Below are 12,430 nucleotides of genomic sequence, written 5' to 3' on the forward strand. Positions count from 1 at the left end.
TCATCACGTCGTCGACCCGGCCGAGCAGCTGGCGCGCGGACGGCGACGCAGCGGGGCGGGGCGGCTGCCCGGCCGGGCGCGCGGCCCCCGAGGACGTCGTCACCGGGCGGTCACCTCAGAGCAGCCCCTTGGTGCTGGGCACGCCCTGCACCCGGGGGTCGGGCGCCACGGCGGCGCGCAGCGCCCGGGCCACGGCCTTGAACTGCGCCTCGACGACGTGGTGCGGGTCGCGACCGCCGAGCACCCGCACGTGCAGCGCCAGGTGCGCGTGGAAGGCCAGCGTCTCGAGCACGTGCCGGGTGAGCGACCCGACGTACTGCCCGCCGATGAGCACGTGCTCCTGACCGGCCGGCTCGCCGGTGTGCACGCAGTAGGGGCGGCCGCTCACGTCGACCACGGCCTGTGCCAGCGCCTCGTCGAGCGGCACCATCGCGTCGCCGAAGCGGGCGATGCCCTGCTTGTCGCCCAGCGCCTCGCGCAGCGCCTGCCCGAGCACGATCGCGACGTCCTCGACGGTGTGGTGGGCGTCGACGTCGACGTCGCCCGTGGCCTGCACGGTGAGGTCGATCAGCGAGTGCTTCGACAGCGCGGTGAGCATGTGGTCGTAGAAGCCGACCCCGGTGCTGACGTCGGCGCGGCCGGTGCCGTCGACGTCGAGCTCGACGAGCACGCTGCTCTCGCCGGTGCGGCGCTCGATCCGCGCGGTGCGGCGGCGGGCGGCGGGCTGGGTCATGCGGTCTCCTCGCTGAGCACCGCGTCGAGCGCGGTGAGGAAGGCGGTCGTCTCCTCGGCGGTGCCGGCCGTGACCCGCAGGTGCCCGGCGAGCCCGACGTCGCGCACGAGGACGTCGTGCGCGAGCAGCGCCCGCCAGGTGGCGGGGGCGTCGGCGAGCCCGCCGAACAGCACGAAGTTGGCGTCGCTCGGCACGGCGTGCACCCGGCCGCCGCCGCCGAGCGCGGGCAGCTCGGCGACCAGCCGGTCGCGCTGGGCGATCACCGCGTCGACCGTCGACAGCAGCAGGTCCGCGTGCCGCAGCGCGGCCAGCGCAGCGGCCTGGGTGAGCGAGGACAGGTGGTAGGGCAGCCGCACCAGGCGCAGCGCGTCGCACACCGAGGGGTCGGCGGCGAGGTACCCCAGCCGCACCCCGGCGAACGCGAAGGCCTTGCTCATCGTGCGGGTGACCACCAGCCGCGGGCGGCCCGGCAGCAGGGTGAGCGCGCTCGGGGTGCCTGGACGGGCGAACTCCGCGTACGCCTCGTCGACCACCACCAGCGCGCGGTCGCTCGCCGCGAGCACCGCCTCGACGACGTCGAGGCCGAGCGCGGTGCCGGTGGGGTTGTTCGGCGAGCAGAGGAACACCACGTCGGGGTCGACCGCGCGCACCTGGTCTGCGGCGGACGCGGCGCCCAGGTCGAAGCCGTCAGCGGTGCCGGCCCGGTACCCGTCGACCCACCGGCTGCCGGTGCCCGTGGCGATGATCGGGTGCATCGAGTACGACGGCGTGAAGCCGAGCGCGGTGCGGCCCGGGCCGCCGAACGCCTGCAGCAGCTGCTGCAGCACCTCGTTCGAGCCGTTCGCGGCCCACAGCTGCGCCGGGTGCAGGTCGTGGCCGAGGTAGCCGGCGAGGGCCGCGCGCAGCGCGGTCAGCTCCCGGTCGGGGTAGCGGTTGAGGTGCCGCACCTCCCCCGCGAGCGCCTCGACCACCGCGACGGCGACCGCCTCGGGCACGTCGTGGCTGTTCTCGTTGGTGTTCAACCGCACCCGCACGTCGAGCTGCGGCGCGCCGTACGGCTCGCGGCCGCGCAGGTCGTCGCGCAGCGGCAGCGCGTCGAGGCCGACGCCCGGCGGGGCGGTGGGCTGCTGCACCGTCGTCACGGCAGCGACCCGTCGAACCGCACCGAGACGGCGTCGCCGTGGCCGGGCAGGTCCTCGGCCTCGGCGAGGGTGACGACGTGGCGGGCCACCTCGCCGAGGGCGGCGCGGTCGTACTTGACGACGTGGATGCCGCGCAGGAAGGTCTGCACCGACAGGCCGCTGGAGTGGCAGGCGGCTCCGCCGGTGGGCAGCACGTGATTCGACCCGGCGCAGTAGTCGCCGAGCGACACCGGCGCCCACGGGCCGACGAACACCGCGCCGGCGTTGCGCACCCGCCGGGCCACCGCCGACGCGTCGCGGGTCTGGATCTCGAGGTGCTCGGCGCCGTAGGCGTCGACGACGGCCAGCCCGGCGTCGACGTCGTCGACCAGCACGATCGCCGACTGCTCACCGCCGAGCGCCTGCCGCACCCGCTCGACGTGCTTGGTGGCGGGCACCTGCCGCTCGAGCTCGCCCTCGACCGCGGTCGCGAGCTGCTCGCTGTCGGTGACGAGCACCGAGGCCGCGAGCGGGTCGTGCTCGGCCTGGCTGATGAGGTCGGCCGCGACGTGCGCCGGGTCGGCCGAGTCGTCGGCGAGCACCGCGATCTCGGTGGGGCCGGCCTCGGAGTCGATGCCCACGACGCCGCGCAGCAGCCGCTTGGCGGCGACCACGTAGATGTTGCCCGGCCCGGTGACCAGGTCGACCGGCGCGCAGACCAGCCGGTCGCCGTCCTTCGCGCCGTAGGCGAGCATCGCGACCGCCTGGGCGCCGCCGACGGCGTAGACCTCCTCGACGCCGAGCAGCGCGCAGGCGGCCAGCACCGTGGGGTGCGGCAGGCCGGCGAACTGCGGGGGGTTGTCGCGCTGCGGCGGGCTGGTGACGACGAGCGACTCGACCCCGGCCTCCTGCGCGGGCACGACGTTCATCACGACGCTGCTGGCCAGCACGGCCAGGCCGCCCGGCACGTAGAGGCCGACGCGGCCGACCGGCACCCAGCGCTCGGTGACGACGCCGCCGGGCGCGACCTGGGTGGTGGTGTCGGTGCGGCGCTGGTCGCGGTGCACGAGCCGGGCCCGGCGGATCGACTCGGTGAGCGCGGCGCGGATCTGCGGGTCGAGCTGCTCGAGCGCGTCGGCGAGCGCCTGCGCCGGCACCCGCAGCTCGGTGGTGCGCACGCCGTCGAAGCGCTCGTTCAGCTCGTGGAGGGCGGCGACGCCCCGCACGTGGACCTCGTCGCAGATCGGCCGGACCACATCGAGGGCGGCCTCGACGTCGAACCGGGCCCGGGGCAGCACGCCGCGCAGGGTGACGGCGTCGAGCGGCGTGGAACGGAGGTCGGTGCGTGCGATCACCACACCGAGGATAGTGGCGGGCACCGACGGCGCCGTCCCCGCCCGGTGGGCGGACGGCGGGCGGCCGGCTTCGTGCCAGGGGCTCGTGCCGTGCGGTGCCCGCGCGTACGGTCGGCGGGTGAGCCAGACGCTGCCGCTGTTCCCGCTGGGGACCACGCTGCTGCCCGGGCAGGTGCTGCCGCTGCACGTGTTCGAGCAGCGCTACCGCGACCTCGTCGACGCCCTGGTGCCCGGTGGGGGCGACCGCGTGCCGCGCGGCGCCGGCCCGGGCGGCCGCGGACCGTGCTTCGGCGTGGTGGCGATCCGCCGCGGCCACGAGGTGGGGTCGGAGCAGGTGCACGCGCTGCACCGGGTCGGGTGCGTGGCCGAGGTGCTGCAGCTGCGCCGGCACGGCGACGGCAGCAGCGACCTGGTGGCCGTCGGCCGCGAGCGCTTCCACCTGCTCGGGCTCGACGAGAGCGCCGGCACGTCGTACCTGACCGGACGGGTCGAGCCGCTGCCCGAGCCGGTCGGGACGGCGGACGTCGAGCTGGTCGAGCGGGTGCGCGGGCTGCTCGGCCGCTACGCGGACCGGGTCGGCACGACGGTGCGCGAGACGTCGTCGCCGCGCAGAGCCGACGGAGCCGACGGAGCCGACGGAGCCGACGAGACCGAGGGGGTCGAGGGCGCGGACGGGCGCGAGCGCGTCGGCGTCGAGGGCTCGAGCGCGCTGCACGACGCCACCCTGCTGTCGTGGGTGGTGGCCGGCGCGGTGCTGCTGCACCCCGGCGAGCGGCAGTCGCTGCTGGAGGCGCCCGATGCCGCCACCCGGCTGCGGGCGGCCCGCACCATGCTGCGGCGCGAGCTGCTGCTGCTCGACCTGGCGCCCTCGGTGCCGGCTACCGACCTGGTGCGCGAGCCGCCGGACCCCCGCTGAGCAGGGCGGCGACGAACAGGGTCACGGCGCACAGCAGCGGACCCGCGGCCAGCGCCGACAGCGCGTGCAGCGCCAGCGGGGTCAGCGGCCGGTCGTCGCCGGCCCGCACCTGCTCGACGAGCGACGACGGGCCGAGCAGCTCGCCGAACCGCCAGGCGACGAGCCCGGCGACCGCGACGAGCACCACGGCGAGGAGCGCGCGCAGCGCCTCGCGACGCGCCGGCCGCAGCGCGACGAGGGTGGCCACCAGCACGCCGGCGAGGCCGGTGACGACGACGAACCAGCCGTCCTGCGCGGCCTGCAGCTCGGCGTGCCCCTGCAGCAGCACCTGGTCGCCCTGCACCTGGGCGCGGGCCACGGGAGCGAGCGCCCACCACAGGAGTCCGAGGAGCAGGCCGAGCAGCACCGTCGCACCGATCCCGAAGAGCACGGGAGCGGCCGACGCGGCGGCAGGCCGGCTGCGGCCGCCGGAGACCACGCCGTAGCCGGTTGCGCCGTCGGCGGACGACCCGAGCGGACCTCCGACCGGGCGGCCCGGCCTGGCGCGCCGCAGCCGGCCGAGCGGGCGGCGCCGCCGGGTGACCGGCTGCAGCACCGGCAGCGGCGTGCCCGACCCCGACGGGGCGTAGGGGCCGTGGGAGGTGTCGCTCACGCGGTCACCCTACGGTCGTGACCTGGGCGTCGCCTGGACGCGACCGGTTCGAGAGGCGTCCGGGCCGGACGGCACCGCCGCCCGCGGCCGACCCCCGGAGGGCCGGCCACGGCGCGACGGTGCGAGATCACCGGGTCGTGACGCGGGCGGTGAAGGAGACCGTGTCGCCCGAGGTGGTGCTCGTGACGCCGAGCGACTGCAGCGGCTTCAGGTTGCGCTGCACCGACGCGTCCCCACCGACGAGCGACCCGGCCTGCTCCAGCGCCTTCGCGACGTCGACGTACAGCACGGCGGACGCGTCGGACGCGTGCGGCGCCGCGGCGCGGAAGGCGGCGCTGGCGCCCAGGCCCGAGCCGGCAGCCACCTTCGCCGCGTAGGCCTGGTCGTTCGACAGCACGGTGTCGTCGCCCGCAGGAGCCGACGCCAGCTGCAGGCCCGAGCTCGTGCCGCCGGCCGCCTGCTCGACGACGCTGCGCACCTTGCCGACGGCCGCGGCGTCGCCGCCGAGTCGCACGGCCACCTGCGGCGTCGGCTGCCCGGCGCCGTCGGCGACGGTCACCCGGTCGCCCAGCGCGGCGGCCAGGTCGGCGACCTGCTGCAGGCCGGTCGCCTGCTGCAGCCGCTGCAGCTGGGCGCCGAACTGCGCCTCGGCGCCCGAGGCCTTGAGCGTCGCGCGGGCGTTGTCCCACGCCTGCTGCACCGCACCGGGTGCCACGCCGACGGCGAGCGCCGCGACGGTGTCGGCCGGCAGGTCGCCGACGGCGGCGCGCGCGGTGCCGGTCGGCACCTTCGGTCCGCCGACGAGACGGCCGCTGAGCTCGACCGCGGCGCCGTCGAAGCGCACCGTGGCCGCGACCCGGCCCTTCAGCGCGTCGCCGACCGTCGACGCCTGCACGCCACCGAGCTGGCCGAGCGAGTCGGGTACCGCCTCGCGCACCTTCGCCAGGTCGAACCAGGTGTGCAGCACGCCGCTGCCGCCGGCTGCCTCGACGTCCGACTGGTAGGTGGCGTCGTCGGCGAGCGAGGCGTCCTCGGCGGCGGCCACGTCGAGCTGCAGGGCGTGCGCGTCGGTCTTCTCGCCGCACACGGCGAAGCCGTCGGGGAACTCGCAGACCGCCTCGCCCTTGCTGACCTTCGCGATCCCGGCCTTCGCCTTGTCGGCGTCGGTCACCGCGAGCACCACGACGGTGCGCGGGTCGCCACCCTCCTTCGTGGGCGGCAGCACGGCGACGCCGGCCCGCTGGCCGAGCCACGGCTCGACGTCGGTCGCCCAGGTGCCGAGGTCGCCGTCGGAGTTGGCCACGTCGAACAGCGCCTTGCGCAGGTCGCCGTCGCCCTGGACCCGCTTCGCGGCGTCCGGGAACTTGCGGAAGAACCGCAGCGCGTCGAGCTTCTGGCCGGCGGACGGGTCGAGGTCGACGCCGACGTAGCCGAGCGCCGTGGCCGGCACCACCTCGTCGGGCTGGGCGCCCCCGCCGCCGAGCCGGCTGGCCGCGAGCGCGCCGCCGCCGGCGAGCAGGCCCACCGCCACGACGCCGGCACCGATGCCGATCCCGAGCTTCTTGCGGCTGCCCGAGCGCTCCGGCGCGGACGACTCGCCGATCGGCGTCCCCTGGCCCCACTCGACGACGTCGGGCTGGCCGGGCTGACCGGGCTGACCGGGCGACGACGGCTGGCCGCCGTACTGCGGCGTGAACGGCTGGTCGGGCTGGCCGGGCTGGCTGGGCTGGCTGGGCTGGCTGGGCTGGTCGGGCATGGTGGAGCGTTCCCCCCTCGAGTGGTGCTGCGGTCCCCTGTGGCGCAGCGGTGTGAGTCTAGACGTGACCGGTGACAACCCGCTCGGTGTTCACCCGACCAGGCAGCTGGCGCCGAGCAGCTGCTTGAGGTCGCCGAACAGCGCCGGCCCGGCGGTCACCCGCAGCCGGTCGTCGAGCCGCATCACCGTCTCGCGGCCGGACTGGGTGAGCCGCAGGTGCACCTCGGTGACGCCCGGGTGCGTGGCCAGCACGTCCTTGAGCCGCTCGGCGACCGGCGGGGTGCACCGGGTCACCGGCATCGCGATGACGACCGGCCCGCGCGGGCCCTCGGACAGGTCGGGCACGGTGAGCTCGGCGGCGTAGATCGTCGGCACCTCGTCGCGCCGGTTCACCCGGCCGCGCACCACGACGACGAGGTCCTCGGTGAGGATCGTCGAGACGGTCTGGTAGGTCTGCGGGAAGAACAGCACCTCGACCGCGCCCTCGAGGTCCTCGACGGTGGCGATCGCCCACGGGTTGCCGTTCTTCGTCATCTTGCGCTGCAGCCCGCTGATCATGCCGCTGATCGTGACGTTCGAGCCGTCCGGACGGGAGTCGTCGGTGAGGAACGAGGCGATCGAGCAGTCGGCCGCCCCTGCCAGCACGTGCTCGACGCCGAACAGCGGGTGGTCGCTGACGTACAGGCCGAGCATCTCGCGCTCGAACTTCAGCTTCTCGTGCTTGTCCCACTCGCCGACCTCGCGCAGCTCGACCGACAGGCCGCCCGCGTCGTCGTCGTCGCCACCCATCGCACCGAACAGGTCGAACTGGCCGGTGGCCTCCTTGCGCTTCAGCCCGATGACGGAGTCGACGGCGCGCTCGTGCGCCTCGACGAGCTGGCGCCGGGAGTGCCCGAGGGAGTCGAAGGCACCGGCCTTGATGAGCGACTCGATGGTGCGCTTGTTGCACACCACGGCGGGGACCTTCTCGAGGAAGTCCTGGAACGACCCGAAGCGGCCCTTCTCCTCCCGCGAGGCGCGCATCGCCTCGACGACGTTGGCGCCGACGTTGCGCACGGCAGTCAGGCCGAAGCGGATGTCGGTGCCGACGGGGGTGAACTCGGCGTCGGAGTCGTTGACGTCCGGCGGGAGCACCTTGATGCCCATGCGTCGGCACTCGTTGAGGTACAGCGCCGACTTGTCCTTGTCGTCGCGCACGCTGGTGAGCACCGCGGCCATGTACTCGGCCGGGTAGTTGGCCTTCAGGTACGCCGTCCAGTACGACACCAGCCCGTACGCCGCGCTGTGCGCCTTGTTGAAGGCGTAGTCGGAGAACGGCACCAGCACGTCCCAGAGCGCCTTGATCGACGCGGCCGAGAAGCCGCGGTCGAGCATGCCCTGCTCGAACCCGACGTACTCGGCGTCGAGCACCTCGCGCTTCTTCTTGCCCATCGCGCGGCGCAGCAGGTCGGCCTTGCCGAGCGTGTACCCGGCCAGCTGCTGCGCGATGGCCATGACCTGCTCCTGGTACACGATCAGGCCGTACGTCGTGCCGAGGATCGGTTCGAGCGCCTCGGCCAGCTCGGGGTGCACGTAGGTGACGTCCTGCTGCTTGTTCTTGCGCAGGGCGTAGTTCGTGTGCGAGTTCGCACCCATCGGGCCCGGGCGGTAGAGCGCGCCCACGGCCGAGATGTCCTCGAAGTTGTCGGGGCGCATGAGTCGCAGCAGCGAGCGCATCGGGCCGCCGTCGAACTGGAAGACGCCGAGCGTGTCGCCGCGGGCCAGCAGCTCGTAGGTGGGGCCGTCGTCGAGCGTCTTGCTCAGCTCGTCGAGGTCGATGGTGATGCCGCGCGAGGCCTCGACGTTCTGCAGGGCGTCGTCGAGGATCGTCAGGTTGCGCAGGCCGAGGAAGTCCATCTTGACCAGGCCGAGCGTCTCGCAGCTCGGGTAGTCGAACTGCGTGATGATCTGGCCGTCCTGCTCGCGGCGCATGATCGGGATGAGGTCGACGAGCGGGTCGCTCGACATGATCACGCCGGCCGCGTGCACGCCCCACTGCCGCTTCAGGCCCTCGAGCCCGCGCGCGGTCTCGACCACCCGGCGCACGTCGGCGTCCTCGGCGTGCAGGGCCCGGAACTCGCCGGCCTCGGAGTAGCGCTTGTGCTTCTCGTCGAAGATGCCGGCGAGCGGGACGTCCTTGCCCATGACCGCCGGCGGCATCGCCTTCGTGATGCGGTCGCCCATCGCGAACGGGTAGCCCAGCACGCGGCCGGCGTCCTTCACGGCCTGCTTGGCCTTGATGGTGCCGTAGGTGACGATCTGCGCGACGCGGTCGTCGCCGTACTTCTGGGTGACGTAGCGGATGACCTCGCCGCGCCGGCGCTCGTCGAAGTCGACGTCGAAGTCGGGCATCGACATGCGCTCGGGGTTGAGGAAGCGCTCGAAGATCAGGCCGTGCTGCAGCGGGTCGAGGTCGGTGATGCCCATCGCGTACGCCGCCATGCTGCCCGCACCCGACCCGCGGCCCGGGCCGACCCGGATGCCGTTGGCCTTGGCCCAGTTGATGAAGTCGGCGACGACGAGGAAGTACCCGGGGTACCCCTTGCCGACGATGACCTCGATCTCGTACTCGGCCTGCCGGCGCACGTCGTCGGGGACGCCGGCCGGGTAGCGGCGGCGCAGGCCGGCCTCGACCTCCTGCACGAACCAGGACTGCTCGGACTCGCCCTCGGGCACCGGGAAGCGCGGCATGAACCGGCCCTCGCCCTCGGTGAACGACACCTCGCAGCGCTCGGCGATCAGCAGGGTGTTGTCGCAGGCCTCGGGCAGCTCGCGCCAGGTGTGCCGCATCTCGGCGGCGCTCTTGAGGTAGAAGTCCTCGGCGTCGAACTTGAACCGGTTGGGGTCGGCGAGCGTCGAGCCGGACTGCACGCACAGCAGCGCGGCGTGCGCGGTGTGGTCCTCGGCCCGGGTGTAGTGCAGGTCGTTGGTGGCGACCAGCGGCAGGTCGAGCTGGCGGGCCAGCCGCAGCAGGTCGCGCTGCACCTGGCGCTCGACGCCGAGCCCGTGGTCCATCAGCTCGCAGTAGAAGTTCTCGGCGCCGAAGATGTCCCGGAACTCGGACGCCGCGCGCACCGCCTCGTCGTACTGCCCCAGCCGCAGCCGGGTCTGCACCTCGCCGCCGGGGCAGCCGGTGGTCGCGATGAGCCCGTCGCCGTAGGTCTGCAGCAGCTCGCGGTCCATGCGGGGCTTGAAGTACATGCCCTCGAGCGAGGCGCGCGACGCCAGCCGGAAGAGGTTGTGCATGCCGCCGGTGGTGCGGGCCAGCATGGTCATGTGCGTGTAGGCGCCGCCGCCGCTCACGTCGTCGCGCCCGCCGTCGCCCCACTTGACCCGGGTGCGGTCGAACCGGCTGGTGCCCGGCGTGAGGTACGCCTCGAGCCCGATGATCGGCTTCACGCCGTGCTTCTGGCCGGCCTTCCAGAACTCGTAGGCGCCGAAGACGTAGCCGTGGTCGGTGGTCGCGATGGCCGGCATGCCCTGCCGAGCGGCCTCGGCGAACAGGTCGTCGATGCGCGCCGCGCCGTCCAGCATCGAGTACTCGGTGTGGACGTGCAGGTGTGCGAACGAACCGTCGGGCATGGCTGCGATCCTATGTCGCGACACCGACAGCCCAGGCCCCTGCCGGACGACCCGGCAGGCCACGCGGCGTGTCGCCGGGACGGCCCGGGCGTGTCGCGCGCCGGGGGCCGCTAGACCTGGTCGCGCAGGCGGTCGAGCGCGGTCTGCAGGTCGTCCGGGTACGTGCTGGAGAAGACCACGCGCTCCCCCGTCGCCGGGTGCTCGAAGCCCAGGCGCACCGCGTGCAGCCACTGCCTCGTCAGCCCCAGCCGGCGGGCCAGGTCGGGGTCGGCGCCGTACGTCACGTCGCCGACGCACGGGTGGCGCAGCGCCGAGAAGTGCACCCGGATCTGGTGCGTGCGACCGGTCTCGAGGTGCACCTCGGTCAGCGACGCAGACCGGAACGCCTCGACCACCTCGTAGTGGGTGACGCTCGGCTTGCCCGCGGCCGTCACGGCCCAGCGCCAGTCGTGCTGCGGGTGCCGACCGATCGGCGCGTCGATCGTGCCGCGCAGCGGGTCGGGGTGGCCCTGCACGACGGCGTGGTAGACCTTCTCGACCGTGCGCTCCTTGAACGCGCGCTTCAGCACCGTGTAGGCGTGCTCGCTCTTCGCGACGACCATCAACCCGGACGTGCCCACGTCGAGCCGGTGCACCACGCCCTGCCGCTCTGCCGCCCCGGACGTCGAGACGCGGTACCCGGCCGCCGCCAGCCCGCCGACGACGGTCGGCCCGGTCCACCCCGGGCTGGGGTGGGCCGCGACGCCGACCGGCTTGTCGACCACCACCACGTCGTCGTCGTCGTGCACGACGCGCAGCCCCTCGACCGGCTCGGCCACCACCTCGACGACGGGCGCGGCCGACGGCAGCTCGACCTCCAGCCACGCGCCGGCCCGCACCCGCTCGGACTTGCCCACGAGCTCGCCGTCGAGCCGCACCAGGTCGTTGGCGGCCAGGTCGGCGGCGCGGGTGCGCGACAGCCCGAAGAGCCGGGCCAGCGCGGCGTCGAGCCGCTCGCCCTCGAGACCGTCGGGCACCGGCAGCGAGCGCAGGTCACCCACGCCCGGCACCGCCCTCGGGCTCGGCCGCGTCGGCGGACCCGGCCGCCTGCCGGTCGCCGCGGCGCCCGTCGAGGCCGACGCCGCGCAGGCTGAGCAGCGCCATCAGGGCCGCCGCGACGACGATCGCGACGTCGGCGACGTTGCCGATGAACAGGTGGCCGTAGGCGATGAAGTCGACGACGTGCCCGCGCCCGAGGCCGGGCGTGCGCACCAGCCGGTCGACCAGGTTGCCCAGCGCCCCACCGAGCAGCAGACCCAGCGCGACCGCCCAGGCGCGGCTGCCGAGGCGACGGGCGCTGCGCACCACGACCACGACGATCACCGCCGCGACGACGGTGAGCACCCAGGTGGCGCCGGTACCCAGCGAGAACGCCGCGCCGGGGTTGCGGATCAGGTGCAGCTGCAGCAGCTCGCCGACGAGCGGCACCGGGTCGTCGGGTCGCAGCCGCGCCACCGCGAGCGCCTTCGTGGCCTGGTCGACGGCCAGCACCGCGAGGGTGAGGACGACGAGCGCGACCGTCAGGGGACGGCGGCGCGCGGACCCGGTGCCGGTGGCTACCGACGCTCCTGCTGCTGCTTGCATGACACGCACAGGGTCGCACGCGGGAAGGCCTGGAGCCGCATCTTGCCGATCGGCTGGCCGCACGACTCGCAGACGCCGTAGCTGCCGTCGTCGATGCGGGCCAGCGCGCGCAGGCTCTGCTCGAGCATCGTGCGGTGGGTGTTGGCGAGGGCGATCTCGTGCTCGCGCTCGAACGTCTTGGCGCCCGAGTCGGCCTGGTCGTCACCCGCCCCGTCTCCGGAGTCGCGCACCAGCACCGCGAGGTCGCGCTCGGCCAGGGCGATCTCGCCGCCGAGCCGGGCGACGTCGGCGTCGAGCTCGCCGCGCACCTGCGCCAGCTCGGCCGGCGTCCACGGCGACTCGTCCTCGCGCACCGGCAGCGCCTCGGCCCGCCCGTTCGCCACCACCGGCTGCCGGGTCACCGCCCGGCCAGCGGCGCGACCGGACGCCGGGGTGGCCTGCGCCGACCGCGCGGTGGCCTTCGTGGCGGTCGCCTTCTTCGCGGTGGCCTTCGTGACGGTCGCCTTCTTCGCGGTGGCCTTCGTGACGGTCGACTGCTTCGCGGGGGCCGTCGTGCTCGCGGTCGCCTTCTTCGTCGCGGTCGCCTTCTTCGTCGCGGTCGCCTTCTTCGTCGCGGTCGCCTTCTTCGTCGCGGTCGCCTTCTTCGTCGCGGT

The 12,430-nt window shown here is 74.5% G+C and carries 10 protein-coding genes; 1 reads left to right on the top strand and 9 read right to left on the bottom strand.

What is annotated here, in order from left to right:
* Positions 1-115: 115 nt before the first annotated feature.
* The 3 genes from hisB to hisD are packed head-to-tail and all read right to left on the bottom strand — an operon-like array spanning position 116 to position 3,209.
* On the bottom strand, positions 116-733 hold the full coding sequence (hisB, locus tag ACYVI6_RS14975) for an imidazoleglycerol-phosphate dehydratase HisB (protein ID WP_284287404.1): 618 nt from the start codon (positions 731-733) through the stop codon (positions 116-118).
* Complete coding sequence (locus tag ACYVI6_RS14980; RefSeq protein ID WP_460447137.1) at positions 730-1,875, bottom strand: histidinol-phosphate transaminase; 1,146 nt, start codon at positions 1,873-1,875, stop codon at positions 730-732. The genes hisB and ACYVI6_RS14980 overlap by 4 nt, the downstream gene beginning before the upstream one ends.
* A complete protein-coding gene (gene hisD, locus ACYVI6_RS14985; RefSeq protein WP_460447138.1) occupies positions 1,872-3,209 on the bottom strand; it encodes a histidinol dehydrogenase in 1,338 nt (445 codons plus the stop codon). The genes ACYVI6_RS14980 and hisD overlap by 4 nt, the downstream gene beginning before the upstream one ends.
* Before the next feature lie 118 nt (positions 3,210-3,327).
* Here hisD and ACYVI6_RS14990 point away from each other — a divergent pair, with 118 nt between their 5' ends.
* Positions 3,328-4,125 carry an LON peptidase substrate-binding domain-containing protein gene (locus ACYVI6_RS14990; protein ID WP_460447139.1) on the top strand — a complete coding sequence of 266 codons (798 nt, stop codon included), beginning with the start codon at positions 3,328-3,330 and terminating at the stop codon, positions 4,123-4,125.
* On the opposite strand, the gene ACYVI6_RS14995 is transcribed toward ACYVI6_RS14990, so the two are convergent.
* From ACYVI6_RS14995 to ACYVI6_RS15020, 6 genes are all read right to left on the bottom strand, one after another.
* Positions 4,088-4,777 carry a hypothetical protein gene (locus tag ACYVI6_RS14995; RefSeq protein WP_460447140.1) on the bottom strand — a complete coding sequence of 230 codons (690 nt, stop codon included), beginning with the start codon at positions 4,775-4,777 and terminating at the stop codon, positions 4,088-4,090. The genes ACYVI6_RS14990 and ACYVI6_RS14995 overlap by 38 nt on opposite strands.
* 127 nt (positions 4,778-4,904) lie before the next feature.
* Positions 4,905-6,533, bottom strand: coding sequence for a DUF3352 domain-containing protein (locus ACYVI6_RS15000; RefSeq protein ID WP_460447141.1), 1,629 nt, complete (start codon positions 6,531-6,533; stop codon positions 4,905-4,907).
* Positions 6,534-6,623: 90 nt separating this feature from the next.
* Complete coding sequence (gene dnaE / locus ACYVI6_RS15005; protein ID WP_460447142.1) at positions 6,624-10,154, bottom strand: DNA polymerase III subunit alpha; 3,531 nt, start codon at positions 10,152-10,154, stop codon at positions 6,624-6,626.
* A gap of 110 nt (positions 10,155-10,264) precedes the next feature.
* Entirely contained in the window at positions 10,265-11,194 is a 930-nt protein-coding gene (locus ACYVI6_RS15010; RefSeq protein ID WP_460447143.1) for an RluA family pseudouridine synthase, read from the bottom strand.
* Positions 11,187-11,777: a signal peptidase II gene (gene lspA / locus ACYVI6_RS15015; RefSeq protein ID WP_460447144.1), complete on the bottom strand. Its 591-nt coding sequence runs from the start codon at positions 11,775-11,777 to the stop codon at positions 11,187-11,189. Before lspA ends, ACYVI6_RS15010 begins: the two co-directional genes overlap by 8 nt.
* A partial coding sequence (locus ACYVI6_RS15020) for a TraR/DksA family transcriptional regulator (RefSeq protein WP_460447145.1) occupies positions 11,750-12,430 on the bottom strand: 681 nt, incomplete at its 5' end. The genes lspA and ACYVI6_RS15020, both read right to left, overlap by 28 nt.

The organism is Angustibacter aerolatus (assembly GCF_054776675.1).